This window comes from Streptomyces sp. RLA131, assembly GCF_056270125.1.
This window is the reverse complement of record NZ_JBWDOQ010000001.1, coordinates 32,363-52,901: the sequence shown is the minus strand read 5'-3', so window position 1 is coordinate 52,901 and position 20,539 is coordinate 32,363. Positions and strand designations below refer to the sequence as shown.

Here is a 20,539-nt window from a genome sequence, read left to right as displayed (position 1 = left end):
ATGCGCTTCCCCCGCTTCCGCAAGCCCGCCCCCGCCACTGCCGCGCCGGCCGCCACCGGCCAGGCCGCGTACGGCACGGCACCCGCCTGCACCGACCTGAACGCGATGCCGCGACTGTTCTCGCCGCTGATCGCCGAAATGATGGCGCTGTACTGCCACACCCGCCAGATAGGGGCGCTCTCCCAGGACGAGCACTGCCCCGACGAATACCAGCTGGCCGCCCGGTCGATCATCCACCACATCCTGGAGGGCTGGCAGAACCAGACCGACGGCCTCGGCTCGATCGACCAGCTTCTCCTGGAGCCGCGCACATCCCGGGCGACGGGATTCCCCGCACCCGAGCCCCTCGGGGTGCGGGCCGTGCGTACGGACATGGGCGGAGCCGCCTGACGTAGCACCTGGGGCCCGCCCAGCCAGCAACCCGCCACCGCTGCACGGCGCCAATCCCCGGTCCTGACGTCTCCGACTCGAACCCGCACAGATCTTCCGTCTCCGAACCCCACCACCACACCGGCCGACAGGCCAGCAGCAGGGCTTTGTGCTGCCACGAAACACCGGAAAGCGCACGAACGAGGTCACCATGCCCGACGTATTGACGCACCGCCCGACCGACGCCACGTCGCCCACACCCGGGCCCGCCTTCGCCCCCGTCCGTGACCCCGCCAGCCAGGAACTCGCCACCACCGCATCCCGGCAACTACGCCGTGCCGACGACTTCCGGGCCGCCGCCCACTTCATGGTCACAGCCGGATTCCACCCGAAGGCCGGCCGCACCACGCTGCGCCTGGCCGAGGTCTTCGCAACCCGGATGCGGCGCAGCCGCCACGGCCACTTCCCCTTCAGCGTGCAGACCACCGCCCGCGAACTCGGCCTGAAGCCACGGGCGGTGATGTACCACGCCCGGTACCTGCGCGAGCTCGGCCTGCTCGCGTACGCCGAGCACGGCTCGAAGACGAACGTGCTGCGCACCCGCCGCGGCGCAGCCTGGCGCCCCGGTGACGGCTACCGCGGCACCGCCACCCTGTTCGCCGCGACCGCGCCTGCCGTCTGGGACGAGGCGATGGGCCGGCGCATCGCCGGGACCGGCTACACGGCACGCATCGCCGGCGTCACCGACCACGGGCGGGTCCAGGCCACCCGGCAGGCCCGCCGCGAGGCCGCAGCCAAGACGCCCGCACGGCGCACTTCGTGCACCCCTTCTGTGGCGGTCCCCCAGGACTACCGTCAGCTGAAGGTAGTGGGAGGAGAGAAAGACACCTCGCGCCAGCGCGCGACGTGCCCGAAGACCTCCCCCCGCACCTCCAGCAACACCAACAACCGCCCCCGCGTCACGCCAGCCGAGTGCGCCCGCGCCATCACCGTCGCCGAACGCCTGCAGCGCGAGGTGTGGTGGCTCCACCGCGGCTGCGCCCGCCGCCTCGGATACGTGCTGCGCCCCCTGATCGCCAACGGCTGGACCTGGCAGAGCCTCACCGGCGAGCTCCTCACCTGGGGCGTGCCCGGCCACCTGCGCGATCCAGCCGCGTACGTACGCCACGAACTCACCCGCCGCCAGCAGCTCGGCAGCATCCCCGGCCTCACCCCCCGCACGATGCCCGACGACCAGGTCGACGATGCCGGCACCCGGTACGCCGCCATGCTCCGGGTCCGCCAGGATCGCAACACCCCCATCTGGCAGCGCTACGCCGAGCAACTCCGCCCAGCCCTGCGCCAGCGCCTCGCCGACGGCCGACAAGCCGCGCAGGACAACCGTCGCCGGCGTACGGAGAACCAGCCCCGACTCCGCGAGAGCGAGCAGACATTCACCCAGTCCCTTCCCACGCAGTCCCTATGGGGCGAAGACGTCTCCTCACGCGACATCTACCGGGCCAGAGTTGCGGGCCTCCCCGGCCCAGTCCGCCCTGCAGCGCCCGACACGGGCCTGGGATGGCTCGTGCACCTACGCGACCAGCACGAGGCCGAACGGGCCTGCGCAGCGCTGCGCATCGAACTTGAGGACTGGGCCGTCACGCAGTGCGGAGCATCGTGAGCAGGGGCCAAGGCGCGCATTGTTCTCCGACGGCCAGGAAGTCCCGCTGCGGACACCACAGCCGCCTCGCCAGCGGCATGAAATCCCGAAATCCTGATGAATCGACAATCTCAGGCAGTCCGATAGGTCGGGCCGCTGTCATTCCAGTCCCGCTTGACGGGATGAATTCCACATCCGTGTTCCTGTCATGCGGAATTATGCCGATTTACGGCTCGCGCGGTGCATCTGAACTGCTCAAACGGGCTGGGTTGTCGGAGGAACTTTGCGTAACGTATGAGACCAGACCAGCCACCTGGGGCGGTTGAAGCGTGTGATGGCGACATCACACGGCGCAGCGCGCCGCAGGTCGACAGGCGCGACGCACGGGGAGGCGCAGTGGCACAGCCAGCACGACCGGAACGGGAACACCGCGGCAAGGGGAATGGCACCCGGTCAGTGGCCCTGGTTTTCGTGGCCTGCACGCTCCTGGCAGTGTCCGCCTGTAGTTCCAGTACCGATGATTCAGCCGCCAAGCAACCCACGAAGTCCCCTTCTCCTTCCCCGACGCGGTCGGTAGATCCCGACGCGGCGGAGAAGGCGAAGGTGCTGGCGGTGTACCGGTCCATGTCGGCGGCGGAGGTCCGCACTTACGCGAAGGCGAAACTCGACCCGGATCTGGAGAAGTACGCCGCGGATAAGGCGCTGTCGGACATCAAGGCGACGCTCTTCTACTACCAGCAGCAGGGCACGATCATGAAGGGGACGCCGACGCGCTCGCCGAAGGTGACCGCGATCAGCATCGAGTCCGATCCGCTGAAGGCCACCGTCGTCGACTGCGTGGACTCCAGCGCGTACGACAAGGTCAGCGCCAAGACCGGCAAGGCCGTCGGGTCCGTCGCCTCGGGCCCGCGCCGCCACGTGGTGACCTCGACCGCCGAGCGCAGCAAGACCGGCGACTGGAAGATCTACGCCTCGGTGATCGACCGGGAGAGAACATGCTGACCGCCCGCGCCGCAGCGGCGGCCGCCGTGCTCGCCCTGGCCCTCGTCGGCGTGCCGGCGCACTCCGCGTCGGCCGCAGACACGGGGGTGGAGTGCCCGCCGAAGGAACTGGACTGCGACGTCAAAGCCACGGATCCCAAGGTTCCCGAGAATCCCGGGGACGCCGATCAGCCCGCCGGCTCCGGCAAGGCCACCTGCGAGATCGACGGCAAGACCGTGCCGTGTACTACGGAGATGGGCACCTTCAACCATGCGGACTCCTGCTACTGGCAGCTGCTCAAGCCCCAGCCCGCCGCCGACGACCCGGTGTGGAAGCTGGCCGTCGGACTGCCCTCGGACTGGAAGCCCGGCGACAAGGGTGAGCTTTACAACGTCACCTGCCCCGGCGTCGGCCGTGAGCTGATGGGCGGCACGTACTTCTCCGTGAACGGCCCCGGCGGCGCGGCGGTCGACCCCGGCCAGCTCGCCCAGGAAGCCGTCAAGAAGATGACGCTGCGCGGACCTGAGATCGGCATCACCCCCAAACCCGGTGGCAAGGGCGTCGTCGGCATGCCGGTCTACCTGTGGACCGAGACGGGCGCTGAGACGTACGGGCCCAACACCGCGACCGCAACGGCCGGCGCCGTGACGGTCACCGCGACCGCGAAGGTCTCAAAGATCGTGTGGAAACTCGGTGACGGCTCCACGGTCACCTGCACCAGCGCCGGCACCCCCTACAAGGCGGCCTACGGCAAGAAGCCCTCTCCGGACTGCGGCTACCGCTACAGCCAGCCCTCCTCCACGAAGTCGTCCGGGAAATTCCACGTCACCGCCACCTCCACCTGGACCATCGACTGGGCCGGCGGCGGCCAGACCGGCCAGCTCACCGAGATCCGCAACAGCGCCGTGGACATCACCGTCGCTGAAGTCCAGGTCCTCAACTAACACCGCTTGACACCGCTACAAGACCCGAGAGGCCTCATGGAATCCCCCGCTGCCGCGCCGACGGTGCCACGTCCCCAGAGCCCGCTGCGCCCCGAGGTCCCCATCACCGCCACCGCTCCGGTCCGGCGGGAGCGCCGCTGGTCGGTCGTCGCGCTGTGCGTCGTCCTGGCCGCCCTGTGCGGCCTGGGCGCGGCCGCGGCCGTCACCTCCGCCAGCGATCGCGCCCAGGTCCTGGCCATCGCCAGGGACGTGCCCGCCGGCCAGGCCCTGACCGACGCCGATCTGACCGTCGCCGAAGTCTCCGCCGATTCCGCGCTGACGCCGGTCCCCGCAGCCGACAAGGCCAGCGTGATCGGCAAGCGGCCCGCGGTCGGCCTGCGCAAGGGCGGCCTGCTCACGGCCTCGCAGCTGGACGCCGGCACCGGACTGGGCGATGACAAGCAGCAGGTCGGCGTCCAGGTCAAGCGCGGCCAGGCCCCGGCCGGCACCCTGGCCCCCGGCGACAAGGTCCTCGCGGTGACCACCCCAGCCCAGGGCGACGACACCACCGACAGCAAAGAACCGCCGTCGTCGATCGACGCCGTGGTCGTCTCCGTCTCCACCCCGGACGCCTCCGGCACCGTCGTGGTCAACCTCGCCGTCGCCACCACCGACGGCCCACTCCTGGCCACCCGCGCCGCGATGAGCCGCATCGCGCTGGTCCGTGAACCGCGGAGCAACTGACCATGCCCGTCATCGCACTGACCAGTGCGGCATCCGTCGGTGTGACCGTCTCCTCCCTCGCGCTCACCCTCGCCTCCAAACGCCCCAGCCTGCTCGCCGAATGCGACCCCAAGGGCGGCACCCTGCGCGCCGGCTTCATGCAGGCCACCGTCACCGCCGGATTCGGCCTCTACCACCTGGCCGCCGCCGAACGCGTCGGCCCCGAGGCACTCGCCAACGCCTTCGCCTCCCACCTGTGGCCCCTGGACCAGCAAGGACACCGCAAACTCCTGCCCGGTCTGACCGACCCAGCCCAAGCGGCCTCCCTCACCCGCACCTGGTCCTCGCTGTCGGAGGTCGTCCACGTCCTCGCCCACGACGCCGGCCACGACGTGTTCATCGACGCCGGACGCCTCGCCCTGGAATCCGGCCGCCTCCACCCCACGCTCACCCCCGCACCGCTGATCCACCAGGCCGACCTGGTGCTGCTCGTGGTCCGCAACACCGAACCCTCCCTCGCACTGACCCGGCACGTCATCGACCCGCTCCGAGCCGAACTCGACGAACACGGCACCGGCGCCGACGCCCTGGGCCTGCTCCTCATCGAGCGGGACTCCCGCCGCGGCCACAAGGCCCACCAGGTCGCCGACGCGCTCAAGGTGCCCGTACTGGGCGCCCTGCCCTGGGACCAGCCCGTCGGCGACTACTTCACCGAAGGCGGCGCCCCACCACGCGGCTACGGCCGCAGCGAGCTGCTCCGCCACGCACGCACCACGAGCGAGCGGCTCGACGCCGTCGCCCAGCGCCGCCGCATCCACCAGGAATGGCGGTCCCGGCAGCCCAACCCGCAGATGGCGGGGGTCCTGCAGCGCCTGACCGAGACCCGTGGAGGTACGCGTGGCTGACACCCACCAGCGCCCTGGCCTCAACGGGCAGCCGCCGGCCCTGGGCCGCGATGAAATGGCCAGCCTGCTCAGCGGGAGGCTCAGCCAGCGCCAGCCACCCGAACCAGTCCGCCCCGTCCCCGGGACCGCCTCCGCCGCGGCGGCCGGTCCGGCCGCGGTGCCACGGCTGGCCGACCTGCCCGGTGAACTCCCCGTCGACTGGGAGGTCATCGAAGCCCTGCAGGCCGAGGTCTCCGCCGAGCTCAGCAAGCGCGACCCCAACCGGACCCTGGAGGAAGACGACCGGCGCGCCCTCGCCCGCTCGCTGACCAAGTCGGCGGTGGCCGACTGGGCCGCCAAGTACGCCCAGGGCAACCAGCCGCTGCGCGCCGAGCAGGAAGCCGCGATCGGCACGGCGGTCTTCAACGCCATGTACCGCGGCGGCCGGCTGCAGTCGCTCCTGGACGAGGACGGCGTCGAAGACGTCATGGTCGACGGACTGCGTGCCCACGTCGAATACTTCGACCGGCCGCGCCGCACCATCGACCGCGTCGCGGACTCCCACGACGAACTCATCAGCTGGGTCAATCGCATGGCCCGTCTGTCCGGCCACGGTGAGCGCGCGCTGACCCAGTCCACCCCGATGGTCGGCTTCCGGATGCCGGACGGATCCCGCGTCACCGCGTCCCTGCTGACCACCCGGCCCTCCGTGGTGATCCGAAAGCACCGCCTGCGTGACACCGGCATGGAGGAACTGGTGAAGTGGGGCACCGTCAACCCGATGATCGAATTCTTTTTGCGGGCCTGCGTCCGGGCCCGCCTGAACATGCTGGTCGTCGGCGACATGGGCGCCGGCAAGACGTCCATGCTGCGCGCGCTCGGCCGGGAGATCCCCGAAGAGGAACGCCTCGTCACCCTGGAATCGGACCGCGAGCTGTACCTGGACGAGCCGGGCCCCAAGCCTGGGCCGATCACCTTCGCGTTCGAGGCGCGGCAGTCCAACGGCGAACGCACCGGAGACAACAGGCTCGCCGGCGAGGTCACCATCTCCGACATGTTCGCCACCGCGCTGCGCTACAACGCCACGCGCGTGATCGTCGGCGAGGTCCGCAGCACCGAGATCGTGCCGATGCTGCAGGCGATGTCCGCTGGCGGATCCGGGTCGATGTGCACCATGCACGTACGCCGCCCGCACGCGATCATCAGCCGCCTGGTGCAGCTGTGCACCGAGTCCGGCATGGCCGACAGCGCCGCTCACCACCTCATCGCTTCCTCGATCGACGTCGTCGTCTACCTGAAGTACGACTGGAGCGACCTCAAGTACGGCGGCCGCAAGCACCGGTACGTCAGCCACGTCTACGAGGTCCACGACGTCGTCGGCGAAGGCGGCCGGCCCACCACCACCGAGATCTTCGCCCCCGCCGACGCGGGCGAACGGACGGAACCGCGCGCGATCTACAAGAACATGCCGTCCTTCGTCGAAGACCTCGAGGACAAGGCGGGCTTCGACCGCCGCTGGCTGACCAACAACCCGCACGGCGCCTGGGGTCCCCCTCTGCAGAAGGTGGGACCGCGATGACCACTCCCCAGCTCGCCCTGGTCGCGGCCTGCTGCACCGTCCTGGCTCTCCTGGCCGTCATCGCCGTGGTCCGTGAACTGCGCGGCCGCATCCCCGACCCGGCCAAGCCGACGTCACGGCTGACCGGCCGCATGCACCGCGCGAAGGCAGAACTGCCCGAGCAATGGCGAAGCCGCTGGCGCTACCTGGTCGCGACCTCCGGCGGCGTCACGTTGCTGGTGTGGGCCTACACCGGGTGGCCGGTGCACGGCCTGCTCGCTGGCGCCGCCGTGCTCGGCCTGCCGTACGTACTGCATCCGGGCGGCGCCGCCCAGGTACGCATCGAGCGCCTCGAAGCCCTCGGACAGTGGCTCAACCACCTGGCCGGCGTGCACACCGCGGGGATCAGCCTGCCCCAGACGATCCGCTCCTCCGCGAAGAACGCGCCCGCCCCGATCGCCGCGAACGTGCGGGCGCTCGCCGAGCGGCTGCGCACCGGCATGGAGGCCTACGACGCGTTCGAACTGTTCGCCGACGAACTCGCCGACGGCGTCTCCGACCACGTGGTGCTGCTCTTCCAGTCCCACGCGGTCTACAAGGGCCCGGGCCTGGCCGACGCCCTCGAGGCCCTCGCGGTGACCATCCACCAGCAGGCCGCGGACGCCCGGGACGTGGAGGCGGACCGGGCGAAGGTCCGCAAGTCCGCCCGCCTGGTGTCCGTCGTCATCTGCACCGTCGTGATCGGCTGCATGCTCAACGAGGCATGGTCCGGCTGGTACCAGTCCCCGCTGGGCCAGATCGTGCTGGCCTTCCTGGGAGGCGCTTTCGCCTGGACGCTGACCTGGCTGCGCCGCATCGCCCGCACCCAGCCCGACCCCCGGCTCATCGAGCCGCTGCGCAGCCTCGTCCTGGCCCACGCGTTCGGCGCGACCGACCCGCGCTTCCTGGACCGGCTCCCCACCAGCAGCGCTGGAGGCCAGCGGTGATCCCTCTCAACGCCGTGCTGCCCGCAGCCGCCGCCGGCATCCTGATCGGCCTGGCCGCCCGAGCGGCCTGGCCCGCCCGCCCGAACCTGGCCAGCGCCCTGGACCGGCTGGACGCCAGCAAGGTCTCCGCGGCCATCCCCTCCAACGCCACGTCCCGCACCGGGTCAGTGCCCGAACGGGTCGGCAACCGGCTGATCGGCGAGTTCGGCGGCCGCATCACCCTGCCGATGAAGGACCTCAACCTGCTGCGCATCAGCCCGGCCGAACACCTCGGCAAGCGGGTCCTGTTCGCCCTGTACGGACTGCTGGTCCCGCAGTTGATGCAGGCCATGCCGTTCCCGTACGCGATGCCGGCCTTCCTCTCACTCGCCCTGGGCGCGCTGTTCTGGTTCTGGCCCGGCAAGGAGGTCGCCCGGGCCGCAGCCGAAGCCCGGCTCGTGGCGCGGCATGCCGCAGCCTCCTACCTGGAGCGCGTGGCCCTGGCCCGCGTCGCCAACTCCGGCGCCGCCCAGGCACTGACCGAGACCGCGCAGGTCGGCGGGGGCTTCATCTACGAGCGCATGCGGCAGGTCTTCAACCAGGCCGACCTGGCGGGCATCACCCCGTGGCATGCGCTCAAGCAACTCGGAGAGGAACTCGACATCCCCGAGCTGACCCGCCCCGCCGACATCCTGGAACTCGCCGGGGACGGCGCGGCCGTCTACACCACCTTGCAGGCCCAGGCCCGTCAGCTGCGCATCGCGCTGCTGACGGACGCGAAGGGCAAGGCCAACGAGGCCTCGGCTGCGATGATCCTGCCCGTCACCTTCGGCGTCATCCTCATGATCGTATTCGTGATGATCCCCCTCACCATCACCATCCTCGGTAGCTGAAGAACAGGAAGAAGAACATGGATCTCAGGGCTCTCACTCTGCTGCTCCGGGCCCGCTGGGAGCAGACGAAGGCGGCCAAGGACGCCGGGCAGTCCACCGGCGAGCTCGCCGTGATGGCCGCTGTCCTGATCGTCGTGGCCGGCGGGGTCGCACTGGCCATCAAGCTCAAGGTCGCCGAGAAGATCGGCATCATCGACGGCGGATGAGTACCGACCACGCCATACGGCACAGGCAGCAACGCAAGGAGGGCAGTGAGGTGAGAACGCGGGCGCGAAATCGCCGACGGGCCGTCGCCGGCCGGCTGCGCGGCGACCGCGGCTTCGGCAGTGTCGAGCTCGCGGTCCTGGCCGTCGTGGTGCTGGCGCTCGTCTTCACCATCATCCAGGTCGGCCTGTACTACCACGCGCGTAAGGTCGCCCAGTCCGCCGCGCGCCAAGGAGTCGACGCCGGCCGCGCCTTCGGCGCGAGCCCGAGCGACGGCGTCGCCCAGGCCGAGGACTTCCTCGCCCGGTTCGGCAACAGCGTGCGCGGCGCACACGTCTCCTCCGCAGGCAGCGACGCCCAGCAGATCCACATCACCGTCACGGGCCACGTCGCGACCCTCGTGCCGGGCCTGGAACTCGACGTCACCCAGTTCGCCGACGCCCCCGTCGAACGGTTCACCAACCCATGACCCGCCCCCACATCCCCAACCTGACGGGCGCGCTCCGCCGCGACCGGGGCAGCTACGCGCTGGAGACCGCGGTCCTGGCCCCCGTCCTGATCGCCCTGCTGGGCCTGATGGTCGCCTTCGGCCGCGTCACCGACGCCGACGGCGCCGTGGACGCGGCAGCCCACGCGGCCGCGCGCGCAGCGTCCCTGGAACGCGACGCCTCCAGCGCGCAGTCCGAGGCGCAGGCCGCCGCCACCAGCAGCCTGGAGGGCGACGGCATCACCTGCCAGACCTCCAGCGTCGTCGTGGACACCGCCGGCTACGCGCTCGACGTCGGCCAGGACGCCACCGTGACGGTGACGATCGCGTGCACCGCGCGCCTCGACGACATCGGCCTGCCCGGCCTGCCCGGCTCCAAGACGCTCACCGCATCGTGGACCAGCCCCATCGACACCTACCGGGGGCGGCAATGACCCACCGGGTTCTGGCATACGTGAACCGGCGCCGTACGGCGCTCAGCGGCCAACAGCGCGACCGGGGCTCGATGTCGCTGTTCTTCGCCATCTCAGCGCTCGCGATCCTCATGGTCATGGGCCTGATCGTGGACGGCGGTGGCGCTCTCAACGCAGGCAACAGGGCCACCTCCCTCGCCCAGGAAGCCGCCCGCACGGCCGGCCAGCAGATCGACCCGGCACAGGCCATCGAGGGCACCGCGATCACGATCGACCCCGAGGCGGCCCGCGCTGCCGCCCAGCGCTACCTCGCCGCAGCGAACGTCCAGGGCGATGTACAGATCACCGACGGCGGGCAGACCCTCACGGTGACCGTCCACGACACCTACAGCACCTACTTCGCGACGCTGGTCGGCAGGTCCACGATCCACGTGACCGGCACCGCGAAAGCCCATCTGCAGACCCAAGCTGGAGGCTGAGCCGCACCATGGCCCACCGCACCCCCGGACCCCTGCGCGCCCTCGGCGTCCTGCTGCGCGCCCTGACCGGCCTCGCTCTCCTCATAGCTCTGGTCGGTGGCGTTCCTTTCGCGCTGCTGGTGGTCGGGCACCAGCCGACCGAGCTGTCCGGCGGCTTCGACCTGCTGATGCGCCCGGACGACGGCACCGTCTTCCTGGTCGTCCTCACGCTCATCGGCTGGGCCGGGTGGGCCGCGTTCACCTTCTCCGTCCTGGTGGAGATCGTGGCCGTGCTGCGCCGCCGCTCCGCACCTCACATCAGGGGCCTGGGCGGACTGCAGTCCCTCGCCAGCTTCCTCATCGGCGGGATCCTGCTGCTCGCGCCGACCGCCGCCTCGGCCGCCACCAGCACACCGGCGGTCGCGGTGACCGCGACACAGACCGTCGCCGATGCCACCCCCAGCGCTTCGGCATCCACAGGCACAGACGAGGCCGCCTGGCCCCAGCACACGGTCACCTCGCCGACCGAGTCCCCGTGGGACCTGGCGGAGGAGTACCTCGGCAACGGGCAGCGGTGGAAGGACATCGCCGCCCTCAACCCCGGCATTCCCGAACTCGCCGCCGGCGACGCATACCTGCCGCAGGGCGCGGTCATCAACCTGCCCGCCGACGCCCGGACCGCGTCGCCGGCCACCGAGGCCGCCACCGAGACCCACGCGGCAGCCACCGCCACGCCCAAGGACCAGAGCTCCGACCAAGAGCACGCGGGCGCTGACGGCACCGAGAAGACGTCGGCCACGAAGGACACCACGGATCGGCCGCATACCGTCACGGTCCACACCGGCGACAGCCTCTGGAAGATCGCCGACACCTACGGAGACCCCACCGACTGGCCCGCCATCTACAAGGAAAACAAGGGCGAGACACAGCCCGGCGGCGGCATCTTCGACGACCCGGACCTGATCTTCCCCGGCCAGAAACTCGACCTGCCCCAGGAAAAGACCAAGGCCAGCGACCGCACAGAAGCACCGGCCGACAACGGCACAGACGCCTCGGCGCCGCCCGCCGACCAGACGCCGGATGAGAACCCGGACACCGCCACCCCGGACAACAGCGAGGGCCAGGACGACGGGCAGCAGCCCGCATCCCCGAAGGCCTCGACCCCGGCGCCGTCCGCGAGCCGCACGCCCGAGGCCTCGCCCGTCCCCAGCCGCACCCCCGAGGCCGCCGCCACCCCCGCCCCCTCCCAAAGCCCCGCCCGCCAGGACACCGGCCAGGGCCATGTGGCGGAGGAGGACCGGGCCCTCGCGCCCGCCGCTGTGTGGATGGGCGCAGGCGTCCTCGCCGCCGCACTGATGGGCACCCTGGCCACCCGCCGCGTCCTGCAGCAGCGCCGCCGCCGACCCGGCCGCCGGATCCCCATGCCCAAGGGCAGCGCGGCCGCCACCGAGCAGAGCCTGCGCGCCGCCCAGCACCCCACCGGCTTCGACCTGCTGAACACCGCACTGCGCACCCTCGCGCTCAACCTTGCCGCCAACCGCGAACTGCCCGTCCTCGAGGCGGTCGTCCTCCACGACGCCCGCGTCGACCTCCACCTCGCCAACGACACCCCCGCGTGCGCGCCCTTCACCGCAGCGGCCGGACGGCACGACATGTGGACCTGCGCGGCCAGCAACCCCGACCTGGCCGCCCCCGAAAACCTGCAGGCCGCAGAAGCCCCGTACCCGGCGCTGGTCTCCCTCGGCTGGGATCCCCAAGGCCACCTGGTCCTGGTCGACCTGGAGCACGTCGGCATCCTGAACCTGGCCGGCGACGAAGACCTCGCCCGGCACGTCCTGCAAGCCATCGCCGTGGAGCTCGCCACCACCAGCCTGCCGGGCCACCTCGAAGTCACCGCCCTCGGCAACACCACCCCCGGCCTGGACACCGCCGCCCCCGAACGCGTCGCGCGTACCGAGGACCTGGCCGGCGCCACCGCTGAACTCGCCGCGCACTCCGCCGACCAGCGACGCACCCTGGCCGCTCTGGGAGCCGACTCACTGCGCGCGGCCCGGCTGCGCGACGACGCTGGCGGCGCCTGGACCCCCCACATCATCCTCGCCCAGACCCTGCCCGACGCCGCCGCTCACCACGATGCCGTCACCGCGCTCTTCGACACGCTCGCCGACCGGCCCCGGACCGCCAGCGCGGTCATCACCGCTGCCCCCGCCTCGGTCCCGCTGCCCGCCGACGCCTGGACGCTGACCTGCCATGGCCCGGGCGACGCGGTCGTCCTGCCGGGATCCGGGCTGCCGGTCCATCTGCAAGGCCTCAGCGACAACCACTTCGCCGACGCCATCGAACTGCTGGCCCTCGCCGACAGCGACACCGACATCCCGGCCCCCGACTGGACCCGCGCCCAAGACGACCCCGACGACGACGGCCTGCCGGCCGAGTACGCCGACATCGAAGAAGAGCTCGACACCGAGACAGCCGAATGGACGCAGACCGGGACGCCCGCACCGACGATGCCAGAGGAGAACGGGGAGACGCCGGGGGCCGGGATGTCGCTCGCTGACGTCCTGGCCGAAGACGACGACACTGACGCCAGCCGCACGAACGGTACAGCCCCAACCACAGCAGGCCCGGCCGATGTCGCCCTCGTCCTCGGCCCGCAGCCTTGCGTCACCCCGGCCAAGGCCCTCCACGTCACCATCACCGACCAGGCGACCCAGACCAAGGCCCCGAGACCTGAGCCCGCAACGGCCACGCCAGCAGCAGCCCCGGGGCCGGTCGTACTGCTCCTGGGCTCCGTCGGCGTCGAAGGCGCCACCGGACGCGTCGACTCCAACCGCAAGCGCACCGGCACCGAACTCGCCGCCTACCTGGCGCTCCACCCCGGCGTCGACCACCACGCCATCGATGAGGCCCTGTGGCCCGGCCAGATCGTCAACAAGACGATGCGCAACGCCGTCATCTCCCGCCTGCGTTCCTGGCTGGGCACCGACCCGGACGGCAACGCCCACTTCCCCCGCGTCCAGGACGTGACCGACCACCGATACCGCTTCGGCCCCCACGTCACCTGCGACTGGACCCAGTTCCAACAGCACGCCCGAAAAGGCCTCAACGACCCCACCGAGGACGGCGACCTCGCCCTGCGCCAGGCCCTCGCCCTGGTCCGCGGCCGGCCCTTCGCCGCCATCGACCCCCAGCGCTACGCCTGGGCCGAGCCCGCCATCCAGGAGATGGCCTCCGCGATCGTGGACGTCGCATACGACCTCTCCACCCGATGCCGCGACGCCGGCGACATCCCCGGCGCCCTGTGGGCCGCCAGCCAGGGCCTGCTCGCCGCTGAGGAGAACGAACTCCTGCACCGCGCGCTGTTCCTCGCCCACCACGCAGCTGGTGATGTCCCCGCTCTGCGCGCCGCCGCCGCAAAACTCGCCCGCATCAACGAACACCTCGGAGGCGGCGTTGATATGGAGGCCGAGACCGCCGAGCTCCTCCGAAATCTGCTGCCGCGCACCGTCACGGCCCGCTGAAGCCGGAGGGGAAACGGATGCACAGAGCCCGCGAGAAGAAAAGCAAGCGCGACGTCTTCGCCCGTCAGATCGGCCAGCAGCCGGAACCGTTGACGCGGCCGTTGTGCTGCTGGAAGTGCGAGAGCGCAGCCGTCGCGGTGAACGGCTACTCGCGCTTGGGCACCGCCGTGCCAGCCCACTTCCGCCTCGCCCCGAAAACCGAGCACGAAGGCACGTGCCCCCTCAACCCCACCTCGGTCATCAACGGCATCGCCCACGGCTCCCACGGCCTGGCCCAGGTCGACGACGGCGGAATCCTGCGGCTGACCCTCCCCGAGGACCTCACCACCGCCCCGCCGGCCCCGCCCCCCGGTGACGCCGACCCGGCCGACGTCATCCAGCGCACCACCACGACCGTACGGCCGCTGCTGCCGCCGGCCATCAACAGCGCCGCGAAGATCGCCCGGTTCCTGCAGCTCCACGACTTCGACCCGGACATCGTGCGTCGCTTCAAAGTCCAGCCCCAGCACCACAGAAGCATCCCGTGGGGTCAGTTCTGCTTCGGCCCCACCCACCAGTCGTACGCCGAGCTGTACGAGCTGCGGCGCACCCAGAAGACCAGCACCCACCCGATCGCGGTCTACGGCACCGTCCAACGCATCGGCCAGGAGGGCGACAGCGGCCGCCCCTACGCCACGCTCGCCAGCAACGTGCCCTCCGGTGACCAGCGCGTCCACGTCGTACTGCGATCCCAGTACGACACCCTCATCAAGCCGCTCGCCGTCGGCACGCACGTCCTGGCCGTCGGGGACTGGGGCATCTTCGACCGCGGCCGTATTCCACAGCTGCGGCTCTTCGCTGAGGAGCACTGGCAAATCGCTCACTGGACCACCGACAACGCTGGCCACCCCACCGAACCGGCCTGCCCGTCGCCGGTCACCTCCCACCAGCGGGTCACCGCCCGCTCCGATGCCCGCAACCGCCGGATCAAGGCCCAGCAGCCCCCCGCAACCCAGCCGCCGGCCCCGTCAGCCGCCCGCACCGAGACGGATGCCGTGACGGCTGTCCGCCCCGAGGCCGCCCAGGCGCCGGAGTCGCCCGCAGCTCCACCCGCAACCGCGCCGCCCGAGGAACGGCCGCCACCTTCAAGCAACCCGGCGACAGACGCCATGACGGAAGCGACCGCGCCCGAGCAACCTGGGCCGGAGAACCCTGTCCTCCCTCCGCCAGCGCCCACCGTTCCGCCGCGGCCAGCGCAACCGCCCCGGACCCCGGCACCGCCCCTACGTCCAAGAGGCCGCCGCCGTTGGTTCGGTCGGCGCAGGTAGCAGCCGTGGGCCGCTGTCCGACGCCTCCGGATGGGGTTGCTTTCATAGGGGGCTGGACCGTTGGCTGCAAGGTTGGCTGGACAGGCGCATCGAGGGTTGCACCGAGGGTTGCAGCACCACCTTCGGCGGATCGAATGGATCCCCTGGTCAGCCCCGGTGGGCAAGCCTATTTGGCTCGCCGACACCTCTTTCTCCGCGGTAGCCGGAGGAAGAGGCTTGATCTCCCAACCGTGCGTGATCGCCCACAAGGCCCCCGGAAGTGCGGTGCGGTACGCATTGCCTGGTGCGCACCGCCCGCCGTGGTGCGCGCACCCGCGCATGCGCACCACCGCACCGGCCGGGCCGGGATGCGCACCACCGCACCGCACCGGCGGGGATGCGCACCGCACTACACGGCGGTGAGGCGCACCGAGTGCGCACCGGTTGTCGGTGCGGGGTGCGCGTCGAGGGCCTGGCCCACGGCGAGGGCCTCCAGCTGCTTCAGGATGTCGGCGACGTCTTCGTGGTCCTCGGTGAGGATCTGCGCGGCGAAGGCGATGATGGCGTGGGCGATCCCGTCTGCCGTTGCTGGGCACACCTGCTCCCAGGTGCGCAGGGTGTCCAGGAAGACGCGTCCGAGTGCGACGATCCGTTCGGCGACGTCCACGAGCAGCGCGGCCATCTGCCGCTGGGTGCCAGCGAACTCGGCGGCGGCTTCGATGTCGCCGGCCTCCACCGCCCGGAGGTAGTTGAAGACGCTGATCGCCGCGTCCGGGTCCATCGGGGTGAGCGGCGAAGCGGTGGTGGTCTTGGGCATGTCGGCTCCTCACGTACGGGCCGCCGCGCTGATCACGACGACCTCAAGATCGAGTCTCGGAGCGCGGGCCTGTGGACAGAGACCGCGCACCGACGGTGACCTGCCACCCCCTTGTCCTGCCCCCGCCCCGGCCCGCATTCCTCCTGGACCACCTTCGCTACGTGCGACATAACGGCCATTCCGCAGGGGAGAGATCACCCTCCGGCGCACGCAGGGTGAGCCGGTGAAAAGCCGCTGCCGATCCGGGAGCGGGACTGCGACACTGCGCGGATGACCACCCAGCAGCTGCCGTTCCCGGTACCGGACCAGCGAGCCCACAACTTCGTCTCTTCGTACGCGGACATGCACCAGCTCGTTGAGGACCTGGTCGTGCCCGACGGGGTGCCCGAGGCCGCGGCGACGGTGCTGCGCACGGCCCGCGAGCTGCTGCGCCACTCCTACTACTGCTACGAGTTCTCCACCGTGGCGGTCATGCACTCCCTGATCGGGGTGGAGATCGTGCTGCGCGACCGCATCCCGGGTGCGGGCAAGAAGCCGCTGCAGAAGCTCATCGGGCAGGGCGCCGCCGCAGGGATCCTGACGGCCAGGCAGGCCGAATACCTCGACTACGGCCGGCAGATCCGCAATGGCATGGCTCACGGCAAGACCACGCACGCGGCGATGCCTCCCGCCATGGCGGTCCCGATGGTGAACACCTCGTTCACGATCGTCACCGAACTGTGCGCCGCGCCCGCCTGATGATCACGGATCGGTAACGTCCAACGGCCGTTCGTCACACGAGGCAGCTCCAGCACACCTCTACCAATGATCGCGGGATTCTGCCCGGAGTCCCGCGCCACTTGCGTGAGGAGCATCACCATGACGCACACCAGCCGTGCCTGGCAGTCCGCCGACGGGGCCGGGGAGACCTGGATAAGGGGTGCCGGGGATCTTTCAGGCGGCCGGATATCTGGTGCCGTATCCAGTGCCGTGAACGATTCGACGACTCTGAGCATCATCGCAGGCCACACCCCTGGTCCATGTGGTCCCGGCGACGCTGACACCTCTCTCCCTGTCCCTGCTGAGTCAGCGACGGGCGAGAGGTCTTCCACTCCCACGGCTCCGAAGGTACGGGCTGACGCGTTGCGGATGCTGGGGTGTGTGCGGATAGCCACGGTTCGGCAGATGGCTCAGGTGATCACGTCGGAGGATGCGGACGGGCGGTCGTACGTGCGCAGGGCGATGCGGAAGCTGGAATCGCAGGGGCTGGCGGAGACGAACGGCAAGGACGGCAAGCACCCGATCTGGAACCTGACCCCGGCGGGGCAGAAGGCTCTGGCCGACGGCAACGAGCTGCCGCCGCGACCGAAGGCCGGCACCGGAGCGAAGGCGGTGAAGGCCGGGTTCGGTCCGCACGGCGTCGCGGTGACGGACACGATCCTCGCCTACGGCGGCCGCGAGTATCTGACCGACTGGCAGGTTGAGGTCAACCACGCCATCAAGGAGACCGGCCTGAGCTTCAACGCCGACGCGGTCCTCGCACGGCCGACCACCACCAGCGAGGTCCAGATCTTCGAGATCGACAACGGAACGATGTCCCGGGCCCGGCTCGCCAAGGAGGTCTGGGACTACGAGCGCTACGCCGGGCACCGGGTCTGGGAGGGAGCGCGCGGCACCATCGGGGGCACGTTCCCGTTCTGGTCGCGCTACCGCTACACCCGCAGCGAGCGCTTCCCCACACTGCACGTCGTCCTGGCGGGTAAGCCCGAGCACCTGCTGCAGCGGCGCCTGGACGCGCTCGCGGAAGCCGTCCGCGGCATCACCGTCGCGGTCCTGGTCGTCACGCTGCCCGGCCTCCAGCGCGGCGAGTCCTGGCAGGAGATCGGCGTGGACGACCCGCGCCGTCGGCGCGAGCGCTACCCCGAACCGTCCAGCCGCTGATCTCCGCGCGGTAGCCGGGCAAGCCCCGCCCCGCCAGCTACAGGGAGAAGCCCCCGGCGGTGCTGGCGCAGAGGGGCGGGCTCTAGCGATCCCCGCAACACCCTGGAGTTCAGGGAGTTGCGGGGATCGTGGGTTTTGCGGAGCTGAGGGCGAGGTTCTTCGAGGCGCTGGACCGGGAGAACGGCAGTATCTCGGGTGCTGCCCGGGCGGACGAGGCGGGCCCGGTCCTGGGCGCAGGCGAGAGTGCCCCGCCGGGCGGTGGCCAGGCGCTGTTGGGCGTCGCCGAGGATGACTTCGGCGAGCGCGCGGGCACCGTTGTCTTCAGGGAGCCGGTCGGCGTGGCGCCGGACGTCGGCGGCGACGGCGCGGGCGTGCCCGGTCAGCTGCAGGACGATCTGTTCGTAGTCGCGGGGCTGGAGCGCATCGCCCTCCAGAGCGAGCACGGCTGTGGCCAGCGACATGTGCGGCCCCCGGTCCAGGGGCAGTTCCGCGTCGATCAGGCCCTCCGGGTCGTACAGGACATGGTTCATGAGGCGGCCGCCCTCTCGTGTTCCGCGCCGGTCAGGTTGCGCAGGTGTGCGGCGAGCCGGTCCGTACGGACCAGCCGAGGGGAGTGACGCGGCGGGCTGATCCAGTGCGCGGACGCGGTGCCGTGCTCGGTGTCGGGGAACAGCAGCTGATTGCCCCTGGAGAGCACGCGCACGCCGGGAAGGCCGGCGGCCGCGGTGCCGGTGCCGGGCGGCACCAGGACGTAGAGCACGTCACGGATGCGGTCGGCGAGCACCGGGTGACCGCTGGCGGTGCCCAGATGCATGGCGGCCAGCGCGTCCAGGCCGACCGAGATCGGGGTGATGGCCACCGCGTCCCACGTCCAACCGCACGCTCTCCAGCCGGTGCGGTCCCGGCTCGAAGCCCACAGCGCGCGGCGCCGGTCGGTGGGCTGCGCGAGGCGGTGCCAGGTGGGAGCGGCGGGCCTCCCGGCCGAGGCGGGGCCTGTCGCCATGGCGGTCTCCCTGATCAGTGGTCACGTCACTGTTCAGGCAAGCAACAGAGCGTCGGCGGGTGCGACGCCAGGCCGATGTAAGAACGATGCAAGTCGGCCCCGGCGGGGTGAACCGTGGCCGATGCCGGGCAGAACAACGGGTGGGAGCGGTACGGTCGCCGCACCCGTCCAATCGCGGATGCAGTCCGGAGCTGGCATGGCTGACCGCCCTCGTTCCTCCAACGCCCCGCTACGCGCTGTGCGCGAGGGCGAGTTCCAGATGTCCCGCCAGGAGTTCGCCAAGCTCATCGTCACCACCGGCGAAGAGATGGGCGAGGCAGTCGGCTGCACCGCACGCCTGGTCGCGGCCTGGGAGGACGGCGAGGTCCAGCTTCCCCGCGCGGTGTACCGGCGCATCCTCACCCGGCTGACGGGGCGCCCGCTGCGCGACCTCGGCTTCCGCCTCGACACGCCAGCACTGCCCCCGGCGCCGGCCACCACAGCGCAGGACGACGCGGTGGACCGCCGTGCCTTCCTGGCCGACGGTGCCAGCGTCGCGCTGGCACTCCTGCCCCTCGGAGCCGCCTCCGACACGGTCCCCGGCAGGATCGGGGCCGGTGAGATCCGCGCCGTCGACTGCGCCGTCACCACGATCTACGCCCACGACCACAACCACGGCTCCGCCGCGCTGCGCCGGGACGCCTCCCGGGCCCTGCACACCGCCTACCAGTGGCTGCAGGAAGGCACCTACACCGACCGGAACGGGAAGTGGCTGCGTTCAGCGACCGGGCATCTGTCGATCGCCGCCGGGTGGCTGTCGTACGACTCCGGCCGGGCCGCCGACGCCCGCTCGCTGTACGGCGAGGCCCTGGCCGCAGCCAGAATCGCGGAGGATCCCGGCCTGGAGGGGCACGCCTTCGGCTGCCTGTCGCTGCTGGCCAAGGCATCCGGCCGCCCCCGTGAGGCGATCTCCGCCGCCCAAGGCGCTCAGGCCGTCGTGCGCACCTACGGCTCGCCCCGGATGCTGGCCCTGTTCGCGCTGCGCGAGGCCGGCGGATGGGCACTCCTAGGCGACGTCAGCGCCACCGACAAGGCGATCGTGCGAGCCCACCACCTCTACGCCAAGGGCCCCGCCGACGCCGATCCGGCGTGGCTGGAGTTCTTCACGCCCGCCGAACTCGCCGGGCTCGAAGCCCTCGCACGCGCCGATCTCCAGCAGCACGAACGTGCCGCCGCCGGAGCCGAACAGGCCGTTCTCCTTCATGGCGATGACTTCGCGCGCAACCGCGCCCTGTACACCGCCGACATCGCCATCCAGCATGCAGTCAGGGACCGGCCGGAGCCGGAAGCCGCGGCCGAAGCCGCCGGACGCGTCCTGGCCTACCTGCCCGAGGTGCGCTCCGACCGCCTGCTGCAGCAGCTGCACAACGTCGGCAGCGCGCTCCAGCGGCACGCCGCCGTCCCGGCGGTCGCCGACTGGCTGGAGGAGTACCGCACCACTGCCAGCGTCATCTGA

Annotated in this window: 21 protein-coding genes; 18 read left to right on the top strand and 3 right to left on the bottom strand. The window is 71.2% G+C overall.

Translation table 11 applies throughout. The features are described 5' to 3' along the window. From RWE79_RS00270 to RWE79_RS00200, 15 genes are all read left to right on the top strand, one after another. Positions 1-390 carry a hypothetical protein gene (locus RWE79_RS00270; protein ID WP_475937960.1) on the top strand — a complete coding sequence of 130 codons (390 nt, stop codon included), beginning with the start codon at positions 1-3 and terminating at the stop codon, positions 388-390. 190 nt (positions 391-580) lie between these two features. Beyond that, positions 581-2,029 carry a hypothetical protein gene (locus tag RWE79_RS00265; protein WP_475937959.1) on the top strand — a complete coding sequence of 483 codons (1,449 nt, stop codon included), beginning with the start codon at positions 581-583 and terminating at the stop codon, positions 2,027-2,029. A 591-nt stretch (positions 2,030-2,620) separates the two neighbouring features. Then, a complete protein-coding gene (locus RWE79_RS00260; protein ID WP_475937958.1) occupies positions 2,621-3,010 on the top strand; it encodes a hypothetical protein in 390 nt (129 codons plus the stop codon). Next, positions 3,004-3,933 carry an ATP/GTP-binding protein gene (locus RWE79_RS00255; protein ID WP_475937957.1) on the top strand — a complete coding sequence of 310 codons (930 nt, stop codon included), beginning with the start codon at positions 3,004-3,006 and terminating at the stop codon, positions 3,931-3,933. Before RWE79_RS00260 ends, RWE79_RS00255 begins: the two co-directional genes overlap by 7 nt. 36 nt (positions 3,934-3,969) lie before the next feature. Then, entirely contained in the window at positions 3,970-4,656 is a 687-nt protein-coding gene (locus RWE79_RS00250; RefSeq protein ID WP_475937956.1) for an SAF domain-containing protein, read from the top strand. Between the two features lie 2 nt (positions 4,657-4,658). After that, positions 4,659-5,540 carry a CpaE/TadZ family protein gene (locus RWE79_RS00245; RefSeq protein ID WP_475937955.1) on the top strand — a complete coding sequence of 294 codons (882 nt, stop codon included), beginning with the start codon at positions 4,659-4,661 and terminating at the stop codon, positions 5,538-5,540. Beyond that, the gene (locus RWE79_RS00240; RefSeq protein ID WP_475937954.1) at positions 5,533-7,098 is read left to right on the top strand and encodes a CpaF family protein; all 1,566 of its coding nucleotides are present in this window, start codon (positions 5,533-5,535) and stop codon (positions 7,096-7,098) included. Before RWE79_RS00245 ends, RWE79_RS00240 begins: the two co-directional genes overlap by 8 nt. Next, complete coding sequence (locus RWE79_RS00235; RefSeq protein ID WP_475937953.1) at positions 7,095-8,063, top strand: type II secretion system F family protein; 969 nt, start codon at positions 7,095-7,097, stop codon at positions 8,061-8,063. Before RWE79_RS00240 ends, RWE79_RS00235 begins: the two co-directional genes overlap by 4 nt. Next, a complete protein-coding gene (locus tag RWE79_RS00230; RefSeq protein WP_475937952.1) occupies positions 8,060-8,935 on the top strand; it encodes a type II secretion system F family protein in 876 nt (291 codons plus the stop codon). Before RWE79_RS00235 ends, RWE79_RS00230 begins: the two co-directional genes overlap by 4 nt. A gap of 17 nt (positions 8,936-8,952) precedes the next feature. Then, positions 8,953-9,141 carry a hypothetical protein gene (locus tag RWE79_RS00225; protein WP_475937951.1) on the top strand — a complete coding sequence of 63 codons (189 nt, stop codon included), beginning with the start codon at positions 8,953-8,955 and terminating at the stop codon, positions 9,139-9,141. A 50-nt stretch (positions 9,142-9,191) separates the two neighbouring features. Continuing rightward, a complete protein-coding gene (locus RWE79_RS00220; protein ID WP_475937950.1) occupies positions 9,192-9,608 on the top strand; it encodes a TadE/TadG family type IV pilus assembly protein in 417 nt (138 codons plus the stop codon). Next, on the top strand, positions 9,605-10,060 hold the full coding sequence (locus RWE79_RS00215; protein WP_475937949.1) for a TadE/TadG family type IV pilus assembly protein: 456 nt from the start codon (positions 9,605-9,607) through the stop codon (positions 10,058-10,060). Before RWE79_RS00220 ends, RWE79_RS00215 begins: the two co-directional genes overlap by 4 nt. Next, a complete protein-coding gene (locus RWE79_RS00210) occupies positions 10,057-10,518 on the top strand; it encodes a TadE/TadG family type IV pilus assembly protein (protein WP_475937921.1) in 462 nt (153 codons plus the stop codon). The genes RWE79_RS00215 and RWE79_RS00210 overlap by 4 nt, the downstream gene beginning before the upstream one ends. 8 nt (positions 10,519-10,526) lie before the next feature. Beyond that, a complete protein-coding gene (locus tag RWE79_RS00205; protein WP_475937948.1) occupies positions 10,527-14,018 on the top strand; it encodes a LysM peptidoglycan-binding domain-containing protein in 3,492 nt (1,163 codons plus the stop codon). A 17-nt stretch (positions 14,019-14,035) separates the two neighbouring features. Next, positions 14,036-15,325 carry a hypothetical protein gene (locus RWE79_RS00200; RefSeq protein ID WP_475937924.1) on the top strand — a complete coding sequence of 430 codons (1,290 nt, stop codon included), beginning with the start codon at positions 14,036-14,038 and terminating at the stop codon, positions 15,323-15,325. Positions 15,326-15,713: 388 nt separating this feature from the next. Here RWE79_RS00200 and RWE79_RS00195 read toward each other — a convergent pair whose 3' ends face one another. Further along, positions 15,714-16,121: a hypothetical protein gene (locus tag RWE79_RS00195; protein ID WP_475937925.1), complete on the bottom strand. Its 408-nt coding sequence runs from the start codon at positions 16,119-16,121 to the stop codon at positions 15,714-15,716. 270 nt (positions 16,122-16,391) lie between these two features. Here RWE79_RS00195 and RWE79_RS00190 point away from each other — a divergent pair, with 270 nt between their 5' ends. Together RWE79_RS00190 and RWE79_RS00185 are read left to right on the top strand one after the other, a co-directional pair. Further along, positions 16,392-16,859 carry a hypothetical protein gene (locus RWE79_RS00190; RefSeq protein ID WP_475937926.1) on the top strand — a complete coding sequence of 156 codons (468 nt, stop codon included), beginning with the start codon at positions 16,392-16,394 and terminating at the stop codon, positions 16,857-16,859. A 66-nt stretch (positions 16,860-16,925) separates the two neighbouring features. Next, a complete protein-coding gene (locus RWE79_RS00185; RefSeq protein WP_475937947.1) occupies positions 16,926-18,041 on the top strand; it encodes a replication-relaxation family protein in 1,116 nt (371 codons plus the stop codon). On the opposite strand, the gene RWE79_RS00180 is transcribed toward RWE79_RS00185, so the two are convergent. Then, complete coding sequence (locus RWE79_RS00180; RefSeq protein WP_475937946.1) at positions 18,017-18,571, bottom strand: hypothetical protein; 555 nt, start codon at positions 18,569-18,571, stop codon at positions 18,017-18,019. The genes RWE79_RS00185 and RWE79_RS00180 overlap by 25 nt on opposite strands. Next, a complete protein-coding gene (locus tag RWE79_RS00175; RefSeq protein WP_475937945.1) occupies positions 18,568-19,044 on the bottom strand; it encodes a hypothetical protein in 477 nt (158 codons plus the stop codon). The genes RWE79_RS00180 and RWE79_RS00175 overlap by 4 nt, the downstream gene beginning before the upstream one ends. A 196-nt stretch (positions 19,045-19,240) precedes the next feature. Here RWE79_RS00175 and RWE79_RS00170 point away from each other — a divergent pair, with 196 nt between their 5' ends. After that, positions 19,241-20,539, top strand: coding sequence for a hypothetical protein (locus RWE79_RS00170; protein WP_475937944.1), 1,299 nt, complete (start codon positions 19,241-19,243; stop codon positions 20,537-20,539).

What these genes read in the sequence shown, in the direction of transcription:
- RWE79_RS00270 (WP_475937960.1), top strand. Translation starts at nt 1, where the DNA reads ATGCGCTTCCCCCGCTTCCGCAAGCCCGCCCCCGCCACTGCCGCGCCG.
- RWE79_RS00265 (WP_475937959.1), top strand. Translation starts at nt 581, where the DNA reads ATGCCCGACGTATTGACGCACCGCCCGACCGACGCCACGTCGCCCACA.
- RWE79_RS00255 (WP_475937957.1), top strand. Translation starts at nt 3,004, where the DNA reads ATGCTGACCGCCCGCGCCGCAGCGGCGGCCGCCGTGCTCGCCCTGGCC.
- RWE79_RS00250 (WP_475937956.1), top strand. Translation starts at nt 3,970, where the DNA reads ATGGAATCCCCCGCTGCCGCGCCGACGGTGCCACGTCCCCAGAGCCCG.
- RWE79_RS00245 (WP_475937955.1), top strand. Translation starts at nt 4,659, where the DNA reads ATGCCCGTCATCGCACTGACCAGTGCGGCATCCGTCGGTGTGACCGTC.
- RWE79_RS00235 (WP_475937953.1), top strand. Translation starts at nt 7,095, where the DNA reads ATGACCACTCCCCAGCTCGCCCTGGTCGCGGCCTGCTGCACCGTCCTG.
- RWE79_RS00225 (WP_475937951.1), top strand. Translation starts at nt 8,953, where the DNA reads ATGGATCTCAGGGCTCTCACTCTGCTGCTCCGGGCCCGCTGGGAGCAG.
- RWE79_RS00215 (WP_475937949.1), top strand. Translation starts at nt 9,605, where the DNA reads ATGACCCGCCCCCACATCCCCAACCTGACGGGCGCGCTCCGCCGCGAC.
- RWE79_RS00210 (WP_475937921.1), top strand. Translation starts at nt 10,057, where the DNA reads ATGACCCACCGGGTTCTGGCATACGTGAACCGGCGCCGTACGGCGCTC.
- RWE79_RS00205 (WP_475937948.1), top strand. Translation starts at nt 10,527, where the DNA reads ATGGCCCACCGCACCCCCGGACCCCTGCGCGCCCTCGGCGTCCTGCTG.
- RWE79_RS00200 (WP_475937924.1), top strand. Translation starts at nt 14,036, where the DNA reads ATGCACAGAGCCCGCGAGAAGAAAAGCAAGCGCGACGTCTTCGCCCGT.
- RWE79_RS00195 (WP_475937925.1), bottom strand. Translation starts at nt 16,121, where the DNA reads ATGCCCAAGACCACCACCGCTTCGCCGCTCACCCCGATGGACCCGGAC.
- RWE79_RS00190 (WP_475937926.1), top strand. Translation starts at nt 16,392, where the DNA reads ATGACCACCCAGCAGCTGCCGTTCCCGGTACCGGACCAGCGAGCCCAC.
- RWE79_RS00185 (WP_475937947.1), top strand. Translation starts at nt 16,926, where the DNA reads ATGATCGCGGGATTCTGCCCGGAGTCCCGCGCCACTTGCGTGAGGAGC.
- RWE79_RS00180 (WP_475937946.1), bottom strand. Translation starts at nt 18,571, where the DNA reads ATGAACCATGTCCTGTACGACCCGGAGGGCCTGATCGACGCGGAACTG.
- RWE79_RS00175 (WP_475937945.1), bottom strand. Translation starts at nt 19,044, where the DNA reads ATGGCGACAGGCCCCGCCTCGGCCGGGAGGCCCGCCGCTCCCACCTGG.
- RWE79_RS00170 (WP_475937944.1), top strand. Translation starts at nt 19,241, where the DNA reads ATGGCTGACCGCCCTCGTTCCTCCAACGCCCCGCTACGCGCTGTGCGC.